The sequence below is a fragment of the Halomonas sp. ISL-56 genome, assembly GCF_018612805.1.
Classification (GTDB): domain Bacteria; phylum Pseudomonadota; class Gammaproteobacteria; order Pseudomonadales; family Halomonadaceae; genus Vreelandella.
Genome location: NZ_JAGGRO010000008.1, coordinates 205,551 through 225,031, shown reverse-complemented (window position 1 = coordinate 225,031; position 19,481 = coordinate 205,551). Strand labels below are relative to the sequence as shown.

Annotated in this window: 16 protein-coding genes; 14 read left to right on the top strand and 2 right to left on the bottom strand. The window is 56.5% G+C overall.

Going from position 1 to position 19,481, the window contains the following annotated elements:
* Positions 1-24: 24 nt before the first annotated feature.
* Positions 25-681 carry a histidinol-phosphatase gene (locus tag J7J49_RS07055; protein ID WP_215091326.1) on the top strand — a complete coding sequence of 219 codons (657 nt, stop codon included), beginning with the start codon at positions 25-27 and terminating at the stop codon, positions 679-681.
* 371 nt (positions 682-1,052) lie between these two features.
* Here the strand turns inward: J7J49_RS07055 and J7J49_RS07050 are convergent, their stop codons facing one another.
* Positions 1,053-2,027 carry a malate dehydrogenase gene (locus J7J49_RS07050; RefSeq protein ID WP_064236344.1) on the bottom strand — a complete coding sequence of 325 codons (975 nt, stop codon included), beginning with the start codon at positions 2,025-2,027 and terminating at the stop codon, positions 1,053-1,055.
* A 262-nt stretch (positions 2,028-2,289) separates the two neighbouring features.
* On the opposite strand from J7J49_RS07050, the gene J7J49_RS07045 reads away from it, so the two are divergent.
* Together J7J49_RS07045 and J7J49_RS07040 are read left to right on the top strand one after the other, a co-directional pair.
* Positions 2,290-3,435, top strand: a complete 1,146-nt coding sequence (locus J7J49_RS07045) for an efflux RND transporter periplasmic adaptor subunit (protein ID WP_215091324.1) — start codon at positions 2,290-2,292, stop codon at positions 3,433-3,435.
* The gene (locus tag J7J49_RS07040; protein ID WP_215091322.1) at positions 3,419-6,490 is read left to right on the top strand and encodes an efflux RND transporter permease subunit; all 3,072 of its coding nucleotides are present in this window, start codon (positions 3,419-3,421) and stop codon (positions 6,488-6,490) included. The genes J7J49_RS07045 and J7J49_RS07040 overlap by 17 nt, the downstream gene beginning before the upstream one ends.
* A gap of 205 nt (positions 6,491-6,695) precedes the next feature.
* Here the strand turns inward: J7J49_RS07040 and rsd are convergent, their stop codons facing one another.
* Complete coding sequence (gene rsd / locus J7J49_RS07035) at positions 6,696-7,184, bottom strand: sigma D regulator (RefSeq protein ID WP_215091320.1); 489 nt, start codon at positions 7,182-7,184, stop codon at positions 6,696-6,698.
* Positions 7,185-7,596: 412 nt separating this feature from the next.
* Here rsd and J7J49_RS07030 point away from each other — a divergent pair, with 412 nt between their 5' ends.
* The 11 genes from J7J49_RS07030 (at position 7,597) to J7J49_RS06980 (ending at position 19,472) form a co-directional block, all read left to right on the top strand.
* A complete protein-coding gene (locus J7J49_RS07030) occupies positions 7,597-9,882 on the top strand; it encodes a bifunctional salicylyl-CoA 5-hydroxylase/oxidoreductase (protein ID WP_215091318.1) in 2,286 nt (761 codons plus the stop codon).
* Entirely contained in the window at positions 9,879-10,622 is a 744-nt protein-coding gene (locus J7J49_RS07025; RefSeq protein WP_215091316.1) for an SDR family NAD(P)-dependent oxidoreductase, read from the top strand. The genes J7J49_RS07030 and J7J49_RS07025 overlap by 4 nt, the downstream gene beginning before the upstream one ends.
* Positions 10,619-11,086: a MarR family winged helix-turn-helix transcriptional regulator gene (locus J7J49_RS07020; RefSeq protein WP_215091314.1), complete on the top strand. Its 468-nt coding sequence runs from the start codon at positions 10,619-10,621 to the stop codon at positions 11,084-11,086. The genes J7J49_RS07025 and J7J49_RS07020 overlap by 4 nt, the downstream gene beginning before the upstream one ends.
* A 24-nt stretch (positions 11,087-11,110) precedes the next feature.
* Positions 11,111-11,923, top strand: coding sequence for an enoyl-CoA hydratase family protein (locus J7J49_RS07015; protein WP_064236333.1), 813 nt, complete (start codon positions 11,111-11,113; stop codon positions 11,921-11,923).
* Positions 11,923-13,056 carry an acyl-CoA dehydrogenase family protein gene (locus tag J7J49_RS07010; RefSeq protein WP_215091312.1) on the top strand — a complete coding sequence of 378 codons (1,134 nt, stop codon included), beginning with the start codon at positions 11,923-11,925 and terminating at the stop codon, positions 13,054-13,056. The genes J7J49_RS07015 and J7J49_RS07010 overlap by 1 nt, the downstream gene beginning before the upstream one ends.
* A gap of 127 nt (positions 13,057-13,183) precedes the next feature.
* Positions 13,184-14,860: a benzoate-CoA ligase family protein gene (locus tag J7J49_RS07005; RefSeq protein WP_064236331.1), complete on the top strand. Its 1,677-nt coding sequence runs from the start codon at positions 13,184-13,186 to the stop codon at positions 14,858-14,860.
* A gap of 32 nt (positions 14,861-14,892) precedes the next feature.
* Positions 14,893-16,035, top strand: coding sequence for an ABC transporter substrate-binding protein (locus tag J7J49_RS07000; protein ID WP_215091310.1), 1,143 nt, complete (start codon positions 14,893-14,895; stop codon positions 16,033-16,035).
* 62 nt (positions 16,036-16,097) lie between these two features.
* Entirely contained in the window at positions 16,098-17,018 is a 921-nt protein-coding gene (locus J7J49_RS06995; RefSeq protein ID WP_215091308.1) for a branched-chain amino acid ABC transporter permease, read from the top strand.
* Positions 17,011-18,054, top strand: a complete 1,044-nt coding sequence (locus J7J49_RS06990) for a branched-chain amino acid ABC transporter permease (RefSeq protein ID WP_251048179.1) — start codon at positions 17,011-17,013, stop codon at positions 18,052-18,054. The genes J7J49_RS06995 and J7J49_RS06990 overlap by 8 nt, the downstream gene beginning before the upstream one ends.
* Entirely contained in the window at positions 18,047-18,799 is a 753-nt protein-coding gene (locus J7J49_RS06985) for an ABC transporter ATP-binding protein (protein WP_215091306.1), read from the top strand. Before J7J49_RS06990 ends, J7J49_RS06985 begins: the two co-directional genes overlap by 8 nt.
* Entirely contained in the window at positions 18,792-19,472 is a 681-nt protein-coding gene (locus tag J7J49_RS06980; RefSeq protein WP_215091304.1) for an ABC transporter ATP-binding protein, read from the top strand. Before J7J49_RS06985 ends, J7J49_RS06980 begins: the two co-directional genes overlap by 8 nt.
* Positions 19,473-19,481: the final 9 nt, after the last annotated feature.

The window sequence follows — 19,481 nt, the reverse complement described above, 5'->3', positions numbered from 1 at the left end:
CACTGACTAGAAAAGGGGAGCGCCGTGAGTCTGGCCATTTTCGATTTGGATAATACGCTGCTATCCATCGACAGCGATCATGCCTGGGGCGAGTTTTTACTCGAACAAGGCGCCGTCGACCCAGTCGCTTACCGGGAAGCCAACGATCGCTTCATGGCCGATTACAAAGCAGGCACCTTGGATATGGCGGCCTTTTTAGAAGTGGCGCTTAAGCCGTTGGCCGATAACTCTCCTGAACAGCTTTCTGCTTGGCACCAGCAGTTTATGGCCAGCAAAATCGAGCCAAGTATTCTGCCTAAAGCGGAAGAGCTACTGGCGCGCCACCGCACCAAAGGCGACACGTTGCTGATTATCACCGCTACCAACCGCTTTATCACCGCACCTATTGCCGAGCGTTTGGGCGTTGATCACTTAATCGCGGTGAACCCAGAAGTCAAAGAGGGCCGCTACACGGGGCGCGTGTCAGGCATACCCAGCTACCGTGAAGGTAAAGTCACCCGCTTGGAAACGTGGCTGGAAGGTCAAGACCTGACCATGGAAGGCGCGTGGTTCTACAGCGACTCGCACAATGATTTGCCACTATTAGAAATAGTCGAGCACCCCGTCGCCGTCGACCCCGACGACACCCTGCGCGAAATCGCCAAAGAGCGCCAATGGCGGATTATGAGCTTGCGGGATTAGGTTGTGGTGAATCGTGAATCGTGAATCGTGAATCGTGAATCGTGAATCGTGAATCGTGAATCGTGAATCGTGAATCGTGAATCGTGAATCGTGAAGAGTACGAAACGATTCACCATTTACCACATACAATTCACATTTTTGTAGGCACCCGCAGAAGGCGGTGGAACGAGGCCCAATGGCACGGCGCCAACCCCGGCACCGCTTCGCGCTGCTTCCGCGTGTGCGCCTGAGGCTTACCACGCGCCACGAAACCCACAATACCTTCTATTTGCATTTACCCTGGCACACACCCAGCAATAAAAAACCCCGCAAGCATCACTTACGGGGTTTGGCGTTGACTGGCGCTTATCTAAACGCGTCAGTGGGCGCGTTTAGCCGAGCAGGTGCTCGACGGCTGCACGCTCTTCGCGCAGTTCTTTTTCGGTGGCTTTCATCTTCTCTTGGCTGAATTCGTCAAGCTCGAAGCCTTGAACGATTTCATACTTGCCACCCTGACAACGCACTGGGTAGGAGTAGATGATGCCTTCTTCGATGCCGTAGCTGCCGTCAGACGGAATCGCCATGCTGACGATGCCTTTGGAACCCAGCGCCCAATCGCGCATGTGATCAATGGCGGAAGAGGCAGCAGAGGCGGCAGAAGAGGCGCCACGTGCTTTAATGATCGCCGCGCCGCGCTGTTGCACGGTGGGGATAAAGTCATTTTCGTACCAGTCGCGCTCAACCAAATCGAACGCTGCTTTACCGTCGACTTTGCACTGGGCTAGATCAGGGTACTGGGTGGCACTGTGGTTGCCCCAGATGATCATGTTTTCAACGTCAGTGACGTGCTTACCGGTTTTCTGAGCCAGCTGAGTCAGGGCACGGTTGTGATCCAAACGCGTCATGGCAGTGAACTGACCGGCGTCTAGATCCGGCGCGTTGCAGGACGCAATTAGCGCGTTGGTGTTAGCCGGGTTACCCACTACCAGCACTTTCACATCACGGCTAGCGTGATCGTTCAGCGCCTTACCTTGCACAGAGAAGATCGCTGCGTTGGCTTCGAGTAGGTCTTTACGCTCCATACCTGGGCCACGCGGACGGGCACCGACCAACAGGGCGTAATCAGCGTCTTTGAACGCAGTGTTCGGGTCGTCTGTGGCAACAATCTCTTGCACCAGCGGGAAAGCACAGTCATTAACTTCCATTACCACGCCGTTCAGGGCGTCCATTGCCTGGGGAATTTCCAGCAGCTGGAGAATGACGGGTTGATCCGGCCCCAGCATGTCGCCAGCGGCGATGCGGAAAATGAGAGAGTAGCTGATCTGACCGGCGCCGCCGGTAATCGCAATACGTACTGGATCTTTCATCATTGCTCCTTGATTGGTTCGCCTAGGGATGGTTCTCGCCTGAGGAGTGGCTTAACAGAACTCAAGACGCAAAGATGGTATGCCCAGATGAGCAAAAACTCAATCAGACATGAGACTACTTGCCATTTGACACACGTACTTCCCATTTGACATACGCACTTGCCACCCGATGGCGTGCTACTCGCTGAATAGGCTGAGTTGCGCTATGGTATCTTCGGTTTTATGCCCTCCTTTCTTGTTTTGCTAAGGACATGGACGCTCCATGCGAAAAATCCCGTTTTCTTATGCCTTGGCTAGCCTGTTGGTACTGGCGCTGGTGATATGGCTCGCTTTTGGTAATTTTCAAAGTTTTCAAACGTCGCCCCCAGATGCCCCAACACGCAGCGAAGCAGGCTCGCAGGTCGAAATTGTCGTTCAGCAGAGCACGCCGTTTATCCCCCAGCAGATTATTCAGGGCCAGTTGACAGCCGAGCGTGAAACCACGCTACGTGCCAATATAGCGGGCTTTGTAGCCGAGAAGCCGGTGGCCCAAGGCAGCCGCGTTGCGGCAGGCGATACGCTTCTAATACTGGATAACGACGCCCTACCCGAGCAACTACAACAAGCCCGGGACGAGCTGGCCGTCGCCGAGGCCGAATACGCTGGCGCCCGCAATCTGCGCCAGCGGGAGTTGATCTCCCAGCCAGAACTACTGCGACTGCAGAGCGCACTAAGCGCCAGCGCCGCCGCAGTGGCGCAACTGCAGAAGCAATTGGACGACAGCCGCCCCACCGCGCCGTTTGATGGTGTGCTGAACCGTGTTCAGGTGGAGCTGGGCGACCTGCTCCAGCCCGGTGAAGAGTGGGGCCAGTTGGTGGATGACCGCCGCTTGAAAGGTGCTGCTTGGGTGTCACAGCAGCAGGTAGGTGGTTTAAGCGAGGGATTGCCAGTGACCGCCCGGCTGCTAAATGGCGGTCACTTAGAAGGCGAGCTGACCTTTATCAGCCACCGCGCCGAAGAGGCCACACGCAGCTTTTATATTGAAGCCACGCTGGATAACCCGGCCGGTAAACGCTTGGCAGGCGCCAGCGCGGAGCTAACGATCACCCTACCGCCCCGCCAGGTGCATACCCTTTCGCCTGCGCTACTGAGTTTGAATAGCGAAGGTCAGTTGGCGGTCAAGCATCTGGATGACAACGATCAGGTACAGCTAACGGCCGTCGAGCTTGTTAGCGCTGACATCCAGCGCGCCTACGTGACCGGTCTGCCTGATCCGCTGCGTCTGATTACGCTAGGCGCAGGGATGGTGGAAATCGGTGAAACGGTTACTCCGGTGCCTGCTGAGGTGGCAATTATTTCGCAGCCGTCGTCGCAACGCTCCTCAGAACAGCCAGCGGAACAGGATACCGTCAATGCGCCAGTTGATTGATGCGGCGCTAGCCCACACCCGAACGACGCTGCTGCTGTTAGTCAGCCTGCTGCTGGCGGGCATCACTGCCTGGCAGATGATCCCTAAAGAAGCCAACCCCGACGTCACCATTCCAATGATTTATGTATCGCTGTCACTGGAGGGGGTGAGCCCCGAGGATGGCGAGCGGCTGTTGATTCGACCCATGGAGCAGGAGCTGCGCGGCATTGAAGGGCTGCGCAAGTTCACCGCCCAGTCCAGCGAGGGGCATGGTTCGATAACCCTAGAGTTCGACCCTGGCTTTGACCCGGACACCGCACTGACCGACGTGCGCGACCGTGTGGATATTGCCCGCAGCGAACTGCCTTCCGAGGCCGATGAACCGAGGGTGATGGAGGTCAACGTTTCGGAGTTTCCGGTGTTGACGATTGGCCTCTCCGGGCAATTGGATACCCGCGAACGCATGACCATTGCCCGGCGCTTGCAGGAGGAGATCGAAGGCATCGCCGATGTGCTGGAAGTTGACATTGCCGGTGAGCGGGAAGACCTGCTGGAAATTGTCGTCGATCCGCTGGTGCTGGAGAGCTACGGCGTCGACTTTGACGCGTTGTTTAATCAGGTATCGCGCAATAACCGCCTGGTGGCAGCGGGCAGCTTGGATACCGGCGCGGGGCGCCTGGCGTTAAAAGTCCCCGGCATTATTGAGTCTCTTGAGGACGTCATGAATATGCCGGTCAAGGTTGATGAGGATCGCGTGGTCACCTTTGGCGATGTGGCATGGATTCACCCCACCTATAAAGAGCCGGAAGGCTTCGCCCGCATTGATGGCCAGCCAGCGGTGGTGCTGGAGGTTTCCAAACGCGCCGGGGCGAATATCATCGCCACCATTGGCGCTGTACGTGACCGCTTAGCCGAGGCCGATGACTTGCTTCCCGAACAGCTACGTTTCACCACCATTCTGGATGAGTCGACCACCGTTGAGAATATGCTCTCGGAGCTACTCAACAACGTGCTGACTGCTGTGGTGCTGGTGCTAATCGTGGTGGTCGCAGCGATGGGTTGGCGCATGGCGCTGTTGGTCGGGCTTACCATTCCCGGCGCGTTTTTAACCGGCATCCTGCTGGTGTGGGCGTTTGGTTTTACGCTCAATATCGTGGTGCTGTTTGCGTTGATTCTGGTGGCGGGCATGCTGGTGGACGGCGCTATCGTAGTCAGCGAGCTTGCCGACCGCTACTTACGGGATGGACAAGCGCCCCATGAGGCGTGGCTCAACGCCGCTTCGCGGATGAGCTGGCCGGTCATTGCCTCGACAGCGACTACGCTTGCAGTTTTTATTCCCCTGCTGTTCTGGCCCGGCGTGGTCGGCCAGTTTATGAAGTACCTGCCCGCCACGGTGATTTTGTGTCTTTTAGCATCGCTCGCCATGGCACTGGTGTTTTTGCCGACGCTGGGCCGTTTATTTACACGTACCACAACCGCTACTGATGGCACTCACCATGAAGAGGCAACGACGTCGTTTGGGCGGGGCTATCGCCATCTGTTGTCCAGACTACTCAAGCACCCTGCCTGGGTACTGCTGGTCACGGTGCTGTTAATGGCGCTGCTGTACACCGGCTATGCGCGCTTCAACCACGGCGTCGACTTCTTTCCCAGCGTAGAGCCCGACAGCGCCCAGGTACTGGTGCGTGCCCGAGGTGATTTTTCTGCCGTGGAGACCGATGCCATTGTGCAGCGGGTGGAAGCCAAATTATCCGGCATGAGCGAAGTCAGGGCGTTGTATGCGCGCTCCTTTGCGGTGCCCAACGAGCAGATGGGCAATGACGTTATCGGCATGCTGCAGTTCCAGTTCATCGACTGGCATGAGCGTCGCCCTGCTCAGGCTATTTTGGACGATATGGCCGAGCGCGCAGCAGGTATTCCCGGTATTACGCTGGAATTTCAGGAACAGGAAATGGGCCCCGGCGGCGGCAAGCCTATTGTGCTCGAAGTGAGCGCCACCGATCCTGACGTTGCTGATACCGGGGTAAACCAACTGACCCAATTAATGCGCGAGCTGGGTGGTTTTACCGATATTCAGGATAACCGCAGCCTGCCCGGCGTGGAGTGGCGAGTTAACGTGGATCGCGAAGCCGCAGCGCGTATGGGCACCGACGTGACCACCATTGGTAGCGCGGTACAGCTACTGACGACGGGCCTTCAAGTCGCGAGCTATCGGCCGCCCGAAGTGAGTGATGAAGTGGATATCCGCGTGCGTTTACCACAAAACTGGCGCTCGCTGGATCAGCTTGAGCGCTTGACCATCAACACCCAGCGGGGTCAGGTGCCCATCTCGCATTTTGTGACCCTGGAACCAGCACCTAAAGTCGGTACGCTGAACCGTATTGATGGCCGACGCGCCATTACCATAGACGCCGATCTTGCCCCCGGCTATCTCGCTGATGAGCGCCTGGGCGCGCTGCTGGAAGCGGGTGGCGACAGCCTGCCTGATGGTTTAATGGTGAATGTGGCCGGTGAGCAGGAGGATCAACAGGAGTCAATGCAGTTCCTGGCCAGCGCGTTCTTGATTGCTATCGGTTTGATGGCGCTGATTCTAGTCACTCAGTTCAATAGCTTCTATCAGGCGGGCTTGGTGCTATCGGCTATTGTGTTCTCTACCGCGGGAGTGTTGATGGGGCTGCTGATCACCGGCCAGGCTTTCGGCATTGTCATGGTGGGGATGGGGGTAATTGCTCTTGCGGGTATTGTGGTCAATAACAACATTGTCTTGATCGATACCTACAACGAGTTACGCGGCCAGGGCATGACGCCGGTCGAAGCCGCCCTTGAAGCGGGCTGCTTGCGCCTACGCCCGGTACTGCTAACGGCGATTACCACGGTGTTGGGGCTAATGCCGATGGTACTAGGGATCAATGTGGATCTATTCTCGCCGGCGCTGGGCTTTAATGCCCCTTCTGCCCAGTGGTGGACGCAGATGTCGAGCGCCATTGCCGGCGGACTCACCTTTGCCACCGCGCTAACGCTGCTACTTACGCCTTGCATGTTGGTGATTGGCGGGAAGTTGAGGCGAAATCGGTGAGGAGTGAGGAGTGAGGAGTGAGGAGTGAGGAGTGAGGAGTGAATCGATTATTGGGCGCCCGTCGTTTTATGTGCAAGCGTGATTTAGTAGCGCGGCGTAAGCGTCAGCGCACCCGCGGGAGCAGCGCGCAGCGGTGCCGGGGTTAGGGGGTAATCATCAGGGATAGTCAGAAGCGCCGCATGGCGGCGCCTGTTTAATAGGGGGCTTAAGCGGGGGCTTTGGTGTTTTGCGGGCTGTGAGCGGCGTGTAGGCGCGCGATTAACTGGTCTTCCAGCGCGAAACGTTCGGTGAGGCCGCGGGCTAGGCGGTCGATCCAGGCGGGCAGGCGGGCGATATTTTGCTCGCAGCTAAGGGTCGAGCCAAAGTCGGTATCAAACTCCAACACCATCTCGGTGGACATTTCTAAACGCTCAAGCAACTTTTCTGCAATAACAAGCGCGCTTTCATCACCAAAGGCCTGCGCCTCTTCGGACAGTTGGGGATAAATCTCAAAGTGGCCAGCGCTGATATAATCCATCAACAGCTCACTGAAGGTATCAATAGGCGCTTTGCTGACTGCCTCCAGTTCAGCATCACAGGCTTCCTTCAGCTCAATAAAGCTAATCAATAGCTGACGACGCTGATCCAGCCAGCGGTCGATCAGGGTATGCACGCCTCCCCAGCGCTCCAGGGCATTTTTGCAATCTTCGAGCATGGGGCTTTCTCCTTAAACTCACCTTTAACTGCTATTAATAACGACTATTAATAACGTCTATTAACCGCTCAGAACAGAGAATAGGCTTAGAGTCGCGCCTCTCACTACCTCTGTCAATCCCAGCAAGTACGGTTTCCATGGTACTAAAAGTTCACTGCCCATAACGCTTTCATCTATGACTGATGACCAGCGTTCTCAAGCGGTTGATGCTGCCATATTTCTACTTCTTTTTATGCTCTCATCTTCCGGCCACCATTGCGAGCGCGGCAGCATACAGGTCGTTAAATGGTCGCCGGTACGCTAATAAAAGGCATTGAAAAAAAATAGTTTAAGCTTAAAAAGTTTATGCTTGAATTTTATTAATCCCTCGCCTATCTTCAGAAAAGAGCCTGCTTTCCTGTGGAGAACAACAATGAGAATTGCCTGCCTGGGTGGAGGGCCTGCCGGCCTTTATTTCGCTATCAGTATGAAACTGCAGGATCCTTCCCACGACATCGTGGTGCTTGAGCGCAACCGCCCAGATGATACTTTCGGCTGGGGTGTGGTGCTGTCAGACGAAACCCTGGACAACCTCGCAGCGAATGACCCGATCAGTGCAGAGCGCATTCGTGAACATTTCGCCTATTGGGATGACATCGCAGTCGTTCATAAAGGCGTTAAAACGGTATCTACAGGCCACGGCTTCTGCGGTATTGGCCGCCGCCAACTGCTGATTCTGCTCCAGGAGCGTGCTCGCGAGCTGGGCGTTGAAATGCGTTTTGAAACCGATGCCACAGAAGCCACCATTGAACAGTACCGGCAAGAGTATGACTTGGTATTGGCTGCCGATGGCCTTAATTCCCGCACCCGTCAGACCTATGCCGAACACTTCAAACCCGATATTGATGTCCGGGCGTGTAAGTTCGTTTGGCTAGGCACGCACCAGACCTTTAATGACGCCTTTACGTTTATTTTCGAACATACCGAACATGGCTGGGTGTGGGCCCACGCGTATCAATTTGATAAGGATACGGCGACCTTTATCGTCGAGTGCAGTGAAGCCACTTGGCAGGCGTTTGGCTTTGGTGAGCTGAGCCAGCAGGAATCGATAGCCGTCTGCGAGCGCATCTTTGCCAAGCATCTCGACGGCCATGCACTGATGACCAACGCCAACCATATCCGCGGTTCGGCGTGGATCAACTTCCCACGGGTACTTTGCGAACGGTGGAGCTACGAGAACGTGGTACTGATGGGCGATGCCGCAGCGACTGCTCACTTCTCGATTGGCTCGGGCTCCAAACTCGCCCTGGAAAGCGCTATCTCGCTGGCTAACTGCTTGCACAGTGAAAGTAGTATGCAAGCGGCGGTTGCCCGCTATGAAGAGGAGCGCCGTTTTGAGGTATTGCGTTTACAGTCGGCGGCGCGTAATTCCACCGAGTGGTTTGAGCAGATAGAGCGCTACCTGGATCTTGACCCGGTGCAGTTCAACTACTCGTTACTGACCCGCTCCCAGCGCATCAGCCATGAGAACCTGCGAGTGCGCGACCCACAGTGGCTGGAGAGCGCCGAGCGCTGGTTTCAAACCCAGGCGGGCAACCCTGGCAGCGCCCGGGCACCGATGTTTGCGCCCTACCAATTGCGCGATATGACGCTGATTAACCGCGTGGTGGTCTCCCCTATGGCGCAGTACAAAGCCGTGGATGGCTGCCCTACCGATTGGCACTTTAGCCACTACGCCGAGCGGGCCAAAGGCGGCGCAGGCTTGGTGTATACCGAAATGACCTGCGTCAGCCCCACCGCTCGAATCACCCCCGGCTGCCCAGGTTTGTATGCCCCAGAGCACGAAGTGGCGTGGAAGCGGCTATGCGATTTTGTGCATACAGAAACCAACGCCAAGTTGTGCGCCCAACTAGGCCACTCCGGCCCTAAAGGCTCTACCCAGCTGGGCTGGCAGGAGATGGATGCCCCGCTTGCCGAGGGCAACTGGCCGATACTATCAGCCTCTGCTCAACCTTGGTCTGCACGCAACCAAGTGCCCAAGGCGATGGATCGCGATGATATGGAGCGGGTGCGCGACGAGTTCGTTCGCGCAGCGCAGATGGCCGACCGGTCAGGCTTCGATATGATCGAGATTCATGCTGCCCACGGCTATCTGCTCTCATCGTTTATTACTCCCCTGACCAATCACCGTGACGACGAATATGGCGGCTCACTAGATAACCGATTGCGCTACCCGCTTGAAGTTATCAACGCCGTACGCAGTGTTTGGCCCGCCCATAAACCGCTTTCAGTGCGTATTTCCGCCAACGACTGGTGCGGCGATGAAGGCATTACCCCCGACGATGCGGTAGAGATCGCTAAGCGGCTGCGGGAAGCAGAGGTGGATATTGTGGATGTCTCTGCCGGGCAAACCTCCACCCAGGCCAAACCGGTGTATGGACGTATGTTCCAAACGCCCTTCTCTGACCGGATACGTAACGAGGCATCGATTGCCACCATGGCGGTGGGCAATATTTATCAGGCCGACCATGTGAACTCGATTCTGATAGCCGGGCGCGCTGACTTAGTCTGTATCGCCCGCCCTCACTTGGCTGACCCCTACTGGCTGCTCCACGTTGCCGCAGGCTTGGGTGATAGAGAAGTCGAGTGGCCTGCGCCCTACCGGGCAGGTGCGGATCAACTGCAGCGCTTGGCTGAGCGTGGCGAGGGGTGGGTATGACGCTGCTCACAGATAAGCGCGTGGTGATTACCGGCGGTGGCAGCGGTATCGGTGCCGATATGGCCATGGCCTTTGCCGAAGCAGGCGCCAAGGTCACGATTACCGGTCGCCGGGAAGCGGCCCTTAAAGCGGTGGCTGATCAGCACAGTCACCTTGATTTCGCCGTGGTCGACGTTACCGATGAGGCCGCCATGGTGGCACTGTTCGAGACAATCGGCAGGGTCGATATCGTCATCGCCAACGCCGGGGCGGCGGAGAGCGCGCCGTTGACCAAGACCTCGTTTGAGCAGTGGCAGCGCATGCTCAACGTTAATCTAAGCGGAGTATTTCTGACTCTGCGCGAAGGCTTAAAGCAGTTGAACGACGGTGGACGACTAATCGCCGTGGCCTCCACCGCGGGCCTAAAAGGCTACGCCTATGTGGGCGCTTACTGCGCGGCAAAACATGGCGTAGTGGGCTTGGTGCGTTCGCTAGCGGCTGAAACGGCGACCCGCAACATTACCGTCAATGCGCTCTGCCCTGGGTTTACCGACACTCCGCTACTCACTGCTAGCGTCGATAACATTGTGGCTAAAACCGGCCAATCCGCCGAACAGGCGACCTCTCACTTTGAATCCACCAACCCTACCGGGCGATTAGTCACCCCCGCCGAAGTGACCGCCACCGCTCTATGGCTATGCGGCCCTAACAGCGGCGCGATAAATGGACAGGCGATCTCAATCTCAGGAGGAGAGGTATGAAAGCCGAAGGCCTAGGAAAAAATAGCTTAAGCAAGGAGCGACTGCGCTTATGGCTGCGCATGCTGCGGGTTACCCGCCAGGTTGAGGCCGAACTACGCGAACGCCTGCGAACGGAGCACGACTCTACGCTACCCCGCTTCGATGTCATGGCTGCGTTGTATGCCGCTGAAGAGGGCCTAAAAATGAACGAGCTCTCCAAACGGCTGCGGGTTTCCAATGGCAACGTCACCGGGATTATTGATCGTCTGGTGGAGGATGGCGCCGTGGAGCGTATTGCCATTGAGGGCGACCGGCGCGCTACGCGGGTCTGCCTGACCGTGGCTGGCAGAGACACCTTTAGAGGCATGGCCGTTGAGCATGAACGCTGGATCAATGCGCTATTTGAAGGGGTGAGCGAAGAGGACGCCCACCATATCGGCGAGTTGCTGCACCGCTTACCCGCTACTCCTAACGATGCCAATTAATCACCGACAGGCGAGAACAATAATATGAAGAGTATGGCTGGCTTAACCCCCGAGCACTTTATCTGGGAGATGAGAGGCGGAGTCGCGGTTATTCGACTCAATCGCCCGGAGCGAAAAAACCCGCTGACCTTTGAGAGCTACGCCGAGCTACGCGATACCTTTCGTGATCTGGTGTATGCCTCGGATGTTCATGCCGTGGTGTTTACCTCCAACGGCGAAAACTTTTGCTCCGGCGGCGACGTTCACGAAATCATTGGCCCGCTGGTGGGCAAAGATATGAAAGGCCTACTCGAATTCACCCGCATGACCGGGGATCTGGTTAAAGCCATGCTCAACTGCGGCAAGCCGATTATTGCCGCCGTGGATGGCATCTGTGTTGGTGCGGGGGCGATTATCGCCATGTCTTCAGATATTCGCTTTGCCACCCCTCGCGCCAGCACGGCGTTTCTGTTTACCCGTGTGGGCTTGGCGGGCTGTGATATGGGCGCCTGCGCAATGCTACCGCGCATTATCGGCCAAGGCCGTGCGGCAGACCTGCTCTACAGCGGTCGCAGCATGAGTGCCGAAGAAGGCCTGCAGTGGGGATTTTACAACCGAGTGGTGGAACCAGAAGCCCTTGAAGAAGACGCCATCGCCTACGCCACCCGGTTGGCTAACGGCCCCACCTTTGCTCACAGCATTACCAAAACCCAGCTAAATCAGGAGTGGTCGATGAGCCTGGAGCAGGCCATCGAATCGGAGGCCCAGGCCCAGGCGATCTGTATGCAAACCAATGATTTTGCACGCGCCTACCACGCCTTTGTAGCCAAACAAAAACCTGAGTTTAAGGGGGACTGATGAGCGACAAGAGTTTTCTAGCGTGGCCCTTTTTTGAGTCCCAGCATCGTGAGCTTTCCGAGCAACTTGAGGCATGGTGCCAAGCAGAGCTTCCCCGCGACCATAGCGATGTTGACGCCACCTGCATTCAATTAGTGCGCGACCTGGGCAAGGCGGGCTTTTTAAAAGGCACCGCTGGCGAGCATATCGACGTGCGTAGCCTGTGCCTCATTCGTGAAACCCTTGCTCGCCACGACGGCCTGGCCGATTTCGCCTTTGCCATGCAGGGCCTGGGCACCGGCGCGATCAGCCTATACGGCAGCGATGAACAGAAACAGTGGCTAGACAAAACTCGCAGCGGTGAAGCGCTCTCGGCGTTTGCCCTTAGTGAGCCCCGCTCGGGCTCCGATGTGGCCCAACTGGATACCACTGCCGAGCGTGACGGCGATAGCTACCGCTTGAATGGCGAGAAAACCTGGATCTCTAACGGTGGCATTGCCGATATCTATACGGTCTTCGCCCGCACCGGTGAAGGCCCCGGCGCCAAAGGACTTTCCGCCTTTTTGGTTCCTGCTGATACCCCGGGGCTGGAGATTCGTGAACGCTTGGAGTCGGTGGCGCCCCACCCGCTAGCGCGACTTGGCTTTAACAATATGGTGCTACCTGCCAGCGCCTTGATCGGCCAGCCGGGTCAGGGCTTCCGGATTGCCATGTCGGTGCTAGATGTTTTCCGCTCCACGGTCGGCGCCGCCGCGCTAGGCTTCGCCCGCCGGGCGCTGGAGGAGTCGCTGTCTCGCAGCCGCTCTCGTGAGCTGTTTGGCGCGACTCTTTCCGACCTGCAAATGGTGCAGGGTCACTTAGCCGATATGGCGCTCAATGTGGATGCCGCCGCCCTGTTGGTGTATCGCGCCGCCTGGACGAAAGATCAAGGCGCTGAACGGGTCACTCGCGAAGCGGCCATGGCCAAACTGTTTGCCACCGACCAGGCCCAGCAGGTGATCGACCAAGCGGTGCAGCTGCACGGCGGTGACGGCGTTCGCAAAGGCCATATTATCGAAAGCCTCTACCGGGAAATTCGTGCGCTGCGCATTTATGAAGGCGCTTCCGACGTCCAGAAAGTGGTCATCGCCCGCAGCATGCTCGCGGAGGAGTAAGCAGCAAAAAGCCGTAAAGCAAGTCACTAAAACAATAAAACACAACGCCAGACACCGTATCCCTGATAACGCCTCATGCAGAGGCGTCGTCAGGCATAAACAACGACACCAAATACGGAGGTTGGTCATGTATATCCAGTCGGCTCATGCTGATACTTTTGCGCGGGATAACCTGCCACCCATTGATAGTCAGCCTGAGTTTCTGCTCGCAGGCTACGATTATCCTGAACGCTTAAACGCGGGCGTAGAACTGTGCGACAGGCTGCTCGACCAGGGCCACGGTGAACGCATTGCCCTAGCGGGCAACGGCCGACGGCGAACGTACCAAGAACTTACCGAGTGGACCAACCGCCTCGCCCATGTGCTGGTGGAAGACCTGGGCGTCATTCCTGGCCAGCGAGTGCTGATTCGTTCGGCCAACAATCCGGCCATGGTGGCCTGCTGGCTGGCTGCCACCAAGGCAGGCGCTGTGGTCGTCAACACCATGCCGATGCTGCGCAGCAAAGAGCTTTGTCAGGTGATTGATAAAGCGGAAATCAGCCTCGCCCTCTGCGATACCCGACTGCTTGATGAGCTGGCCGAGTGCCAGGAGCAGAACCCGCTACTCAAGCGTATAGTCGGCTTTGACGGTACCGCCAACCATGACGCCGAACTTGACCGCTTGGCACTCAATAAACCCGCCACCTTCGATGCCGTGGATACCGCCGCCGACGATGTGGCGCTGCTTGGTTTTACCTCTGGTACTACCGGCTCGCCCAAAGCCACCATGCATTTTCATCGCGATCTACTGGTGATTGCCGATGGCTACGCCAAGGATGTCCTCCAGGTAACTCCGGAAGATGTATTCGTCGGTTCGCCCCCACTGGCGTTTACCTTTGGCCTGGGTGGGCTGGCGATCTTTCCGCTGCGCTTCGGCGCCACTGCCGTGCTGCTGGAACACGCCTCCCCGCCCAATATGATGGATATTATCCGCGAATATCAGGCCACGGTGGTGTTTACCGCCCCAACGGCATATCGCGCCATGCTCTCAGCACCTACGCGTCATGAAGATTTAAGCAGCCTGCGCGTGGCGGTTTCCGCTGGCGAAACATTGCCAGCGCCGATTTATCACGACTGGATCAAGCAAACCGGTACGCCCATCATCGACGGTATTGGCGCGACTGAAATGCTGCATATCTTTATCTCTAACCGTCTGGAAGATCATCGCCCCAGCTGTACCGGCAAACCGGTGACCGGTTACGAAGCACGAATCGTTGATGACGAGATGAATGATGTACCTCACGGCACGGTGGGTAAGCTTGCCGTGCGCGGCCCCACTGGCTGTCGCTACCTAGCCGATAAGCGCCAGCAAAAGTATGTAAAGGCGGGCTGGAATATCACTGGCGATGCGTTTTATCAGGATGCAGACGGCTATTTTCATTTCGCCGCCCGCAATGACGATATGATTGTTTCAGCTGGCTATAACATCGCAGGCCCTGAAGTAGAAGCTGCACTACTGGCCCACCCGGCTGTTAAAGAGTGCGCTGTGATTGGTGCCCCAAGTGAAGAACGCGGGCAAATTGTCGAGGCTTTTGTTGTTCTAAACGATGGTTTTCAGCAAGATGAAGATTGTCAGCAAATGTTGCAGGACTTCGTCAAACAGACTATCGCGCCCTATAAGTACCCTCGCTCCATACGTTTTATCGAGGCGCTACCAAAAACAACCACGGGTAAAGTTCAGCGTTTTAGGCTGAGCCAGGAGCATTATCCCAGCGCTGGCTCTGCTTGCTCTGGTGCCACATCAAAAAACGTACAACCCTCTTAGCAATAAAACGATTACATAATGAGGAACTTGCTATGAAACAGATAACTCGCTTAGGCCTTGGTTTACTGCTCTCTTCAAGTGTGCTGACCGCCCACGCCGAAGAGGTCAAAATCGGCATGATCACTACGCTATCAGGGGGCGGTTCGCACCTGGGCGTGGACGTTCGCGATGGCTTTATGCTGGCCCTTGAGCAGTCGGGCCGCGACGATGTAGAAGTACTGATTCAAGACGATGCTAACCGCCCTGACTTGGCCCGCAGCTTAGCGGATGAGTTTATGCAGCGGGATAACGTCGATATTCTCACCGGCATTATCTGGTCGAATCTAGCCATGGCGGTGGTTCCTTCCGTAACCCGCCAGGGCACTTTCTACCTCTCGCCTAATGCTGGGCCTTCTGATTTAGCGGGCCGTATGTGTCATGAAAACTACTTCAACGTGGCGTACCAGAACGACAACCTACACGGCGCCATGGGCGCTTATATGCGCGAAGAAGGCTACGAGCGACCGATTATTATGGCGCCCAACTACCCCGCGGGCACCGACGCGTTAGCGGGCTTCAAGCACCTTTATGAAGGTGAAGTGGTCGACGAGCTTTATACCCAAATGGGTCAAACCGACTACGCGGCTGAAATTGCCCAGATCCGCGCCAGCGATGCGGACAGCCTGTTCTTCTTCCTGCCTGGTGGCATGGGTATCTCGTTTATGAAGCAGTGGGAGAGTTCCGGCGTTGATATGCCCATCTTTGGCGCGGCCTTCTCTTTTGACGAAATCCTGATTAAAGCAGTAGGCAGTGCCGCCATTGGCGCTCGTAATACCTCGCTGTGGGCTTATGACCTTGAAAACGAAGCGAATGACCGCTTCGTCAAGGGCTTCCAAGCCGCCTATGACCGCATGCCCACCCTTTACGCGGCGCAGGGCTACGACACCGCCAACTTGATTCTTAGCGCCCTCGACGTTGCCCACCCTGACGATCAAGACGCCTTCCGCGAAGCACTGCGGGCCGCCGACTTCGACAGCGTGCGCGGCGAGTTCCGCTTTGGCCCTAACCACCACCCCATTCAGGATATTTACGTTCGTGAAGTGGTGGAAGGTGACGATGGCGAGCCTACCAATCGCCTGATCGGTGTCGCTGTTGAAGATATTCAAGACATCTACTACGAACAGTGCCAGATGTAATGTCGCCGCGGCTGGGTGGCGACACCCAGCCTCTATTGGTTGGTTAGCAAAAGGTTTCTTTCATGTCCGTTACTCTGCTAATTGAGCAACTTCTCAACGGCGTGCAGCTTGGCACCATGCTGTTTTTGATGGCCAGCGGCCTCACTTTGGTATTCGGGGTGATGGGGTTGATCAATCTGGCCCACGGCTCGTTTTATATGGTGGGCGCTTATGCCACTGCGGCTGTTACTGCGTCCACTGGCTCTTTTCTGATTGGGTTGAGCGCCGGGATTGCGGCGGCGGCGTTAGTCGGTGCGTTGGTAGAACTGATCGTTATTCGACGACTTTATCACCGCCCCCATCTTGACCAGGTGTTAGCGACCTTTGCGCTTATTCTGATTTTTTCCGAAGGCACGCGTTGGATCTTCGGCTCGTCACCCATGCGGCTTAGCCCACCTTCCTGGTTAACCGGGTTTGTTACGCTGCCCGGCGATACCCGCTACCCCATCTACCGGCTAATGCTGATTGGCGTGGGGATCGTTATTTCTATCGCACTTTACTTTTTGATCTCCAAAACTCGCTTGGGCATGCGTATTCGTGCGGGTGAGAGCGACCGCGAAATGATTGGCGCGCTGGGGGTGAATATTTCCAAGCTTTATACCGTCGTGTTCGCCTTGGGCGCGGGGTTGGCAGGCTTAGCCGGTGCGTTGGTGGGGGCGCTGCAATCGGTTCAGGTGGGAATGGGCGAGCCGGTGCTGATTTTGGCCTTCGTAGTAATCGTCATTGGCGGAATTGGCTCCATTAAAGGCGCGCTACTGGGTGCCTTGTTGGTGGGTGTGGTCGATACATTGGGGCGGGTTTATTTGCCTATCTTCTTCCGCGCCTTTATGCCGCCCTCAGAGGCGACCGGGGTCGGCGCGGCGCTGGCCGCAATGCTGATCTATATCCTCATGGCCGTTATTCTCGCCTTTAAGCCAAAGGGACTGTTCTCTGCTCATGACTAATAACACTTCCTCAGGCGTGGCTCACGCTCCGTTAGTCGGCAAAGCTGGCAGCTCCTTTGATCGCAAAGGGCTAGTGCAGATAACGCTGCTCAGTCTGCTGCTGTTAGTGCCTATCGCGGCTTATTTTCTGGGCCATATCTATTACGTTAATTTGGCTTCGCGGATGACCATTATTGCCATGGCCGCTGTGGGTCTTAACCTGGCGATTGGCTATGGCGGCATGGTCAGTTTTGGCCATGCCGCCTATTTCGGTCTGGGCGGCTATGTAGCAGGCATTAGCGCCTACCACGCGTTTGATTACTCGCCTTTTATGACTTGGCCTTTCAGCGTGCCGGGCAGTGATAGCCTGCTGGTGGTGTGGCTGGCCGCGGTCATACTGTGTGCACTGCTAGCGCTGGTGATCGGTGCTATTTCGCTGCGCACTACCGGGGTGTATTTCATTATGATCACCCTTGCCTTTGCCCAGATGATTTATTACTTCGCGAATTCCTGGCCAACCTATGGCGGCGAAGATGGCCTGCCTATTTATATACGTAACACCCTTCCTCTGTTCGATAGCAGTAATGCATTAACCTATTTTCTGATCTGTTTCACTGGGCTGGTGCTAGCCATGGCGATTACCTCACGGCTGATGAAATCCCGCTTTGGCGCCGCCCTGACCATGGCGCGGCTTAACGATGTGCGTTTGGCCACTGCCGGTATTAGCCCCTACCCCATTCGCCTGGTGGCATTTGTGGTTTCTGCAGCAATTACCGGGCTTGCCGGGGCGCTCTATGCAGACCTTAACGGCTTTGTTAGCCCCACCACGCTGAGCTGGCACTTCTCCGGTGAACTGATGGTGATTGTGATCTTGGGTGGTGTGGGTCGCCTGTATGGCCCCCTGGCCGGTGCGGTGCTGTTTGTAATGATGGAGACCTTCCTAGGAGGCGTTACCCAATATTGGCAGCTATTCCTGGGTTTAGTCCTGCTTGGCGTGGTGCTGTTTGCCAAACACGGGGTGATGGGTTGGCTGACCGGGAGGGAGCGTAATGAGTAATGCCGTTCTTTCTCTACAGAAACTGAACAAACACTTTGGCGCTCTGCAGGCGACCAGCGATGTTTCGCTGGATCTTAAGCCAGGGGAAATTCACGCCCTGATTGGGCCCAATGGGGCGGGTAAATCGACGTTAATCGGCCAAATTGCCGGCAATATACGCCCTGATGAGGGCCGCGTTTTTCTAGCGGACACCGAAATCACCGGCATGAGCATTGCCCAGCGCGCCCGCATGGGGCTGGGGCGTAGTTTTCAGGTCTCCTCCCTGGCGGAGCCATTATCGGTGATGCGCAATGTGATGATGGGCGTTCAAGCGCTGCAGAGTCATAGTTTTCGCTTCTGGAAACCCGTCGCCAAAGATCGGCAACTGCTTGAACCTGCGTATGAGGCGCTGGAGCGTATGCAGCTTAGCCATCGCGCCTGGACGCCGGTATTTGAGCTTTCCCATGGTGAACGCCGTCAAGTAGAGGTGGCCTGTGCCCTGGCACTCAAGCCCCGCGCGCTGTTACTCGATGAGCCCATGGCAGGCTTGGGCCCGGAAGGCTCAGCGAAGCTGACCGATCTGCTTGAAGCGCTAAAGTTGGAAGTGCCCATTCTGCTGATTGAGCACGATATGGAAGCGGTATTTCGGCTTGCTGATCGTATTTCTGTTTTGGTCTCTGGCAGCGTTATTGCCCATGGCGATAGCCATACCATCAGACAGGATCCGCGCGTCCGTGAAGCCTACCTGGGAGATTCTGATGCTTAAGGTTGCTGACATTGAAACGTTCTATGGCCCCTCCCAGGCGCTATTTGGCGTCAACCTTGAAGTGAATGCTGGGGAAATGGTGGCGTTGATGGGCCGCAATGGGATGGGTAAAACCACCACCATTCGCTCGATATTTGGTCTGACTCAAGCTAGCCGCGGCACTATTGAATTTGAGTCTCAAGACATACGCCGTTTGCCCGCTTACCGCATCGCTAAGGCGGGGTTGGGTTTGGTACCTGAGGGGCGCCGCTGCTTTCCCAATTTATCCGTACGCGAAAACCTGCTGGTCACCGCTCGCCCCGGCGAGTGGACACTGGAGAAAGTAGAAACGCTGTTTCCGCGTTTGGAGGAGCGTCGGGCGCAAATGGCCAAGACTCTCTCCGGCGGTGAGCAGCAGATGCTGGCCATTGGCCGAGCGTTGATGACCAACCCACGCTTGCTGGTGCTCGATGAAGCCACCGAAGGGTTAGCGCCGGTGATTCGTCAGGAGATTTGGCGGGCGATTCGGCTGCTTAAGGAGCAAGGCCAGGCGACGCTGTTGGTGGATAAGTCGTTAAGCGAGATTCTACCTATCGCTGACCGCTGCACCATTTTAGAAAAGGGCAGCACGGTGTGGGATGGCAACCCCGCCGCGTTGGATAGCACCGTTCGTGACCGTTACCTGGGCGTGTAGTTAAGAATA

Coding starts and splice junctions, on each gene's coding strand:
- J7J49_RS07050 (WP_064236344.1), bottom strand. CDS start 2,027: ATGAAAGATCCAGTACGTATTGCGATTACCGGCGGCGCCGGTCAGATC.
- J7J49_RS07045 (WP_215091324.1), top strand. CDS start 2,290: ATGCGAAAAATCCCGTTTTCTTATGCCTTGGCTAGCCTGTTGGTACTG.
- J7J49_RS07040 (WP_215091322.1), top strand. CDS start 3,419: ATGCGCCAGTTGATTGATGCGGCGCTAGCCCACACCCGAACGACGCTG.
- rsd (WP_215091320.1), bottom strand. CDS start 7,184: ATGCTCGAAGATTGCAAAAATGCCCTGGAGCGCTGGGGAGGCGTGCAT.
- J7J49_RS07030 (WP_215091318.1), top strand. CDS start 7,597: ATGAGAATTGCCTGCCTGGGTGGAGGGCCTGCCGGCCTTTATTTCGCT.
- J7J49_RS07025 (WP_215091316.1), top strand. CDS start 9,879: ATGACGCTGCTCACAGATAAGCGCGTGGTGATTACCGGCGGTGGCAGC.
- J7J49_RS07020 (WP_215091314.1), top strand. CDS start 10,619: ATGAAAGCCGAAGGCCTAGGAAAAAATAGCTTAAGCAAGGAGCGACTG.
- J7J49_RS07015 (WP_064236333.1), top strand. CDS start 11,111: ATGAAGAGTATGGCTGGCTTAACCCCCGAGCACTTTATCTGGGAGATG.
- J7J49_RS07010 (WP_215091312.1), top strand. CDS start 11,923: ATGAGCGACAAGAGTTTTCTAGCGTGGCCCTTTTTTGAGTCCCAGCAT.
- J7J49_RS07005 (WP_064236331.1), top strand. CDS start 13,184: ATGTATATCCAGTCGGCTCATGCTGATACTTTTGCGCGGGATAACCTG.
- J7J49_RS07000 (WP_215091310.1), top strand. CDS start 14,893: ATGAAACAGATAACTCGCTTAGGCCTTGGTTTACTGCTCTCTTCAAGT.
- J7J49_RS06995 (WP_215091308.1), top strand. CDS start 16,098: ATGTCCGTTACTCTGCTAATTGAGCAACTTCTCAACGGCGTGCAGCTT.
- J7J49_RS06990 (WP_251048179.1), top strand. CDS start 17,011: ATGACTAATAACACTTCCTCAGGCGTGGCTCACGCTCCGTTAGTCGGC.
- J7J49_RS06985 (WP_215091306.1), top strand. CDS start 18,047: ATGAGTAATGCCGTTCTTTCTCTACAGAAACTGAACAAACACTTTGGC.
- J7J49_RS06980 (WP_215091304.1), top strand. CDS start 18,792: ATGCTTAAGGTTGCTGACATTGAAACGTTCTATGGCCCCTCCCAGGCG.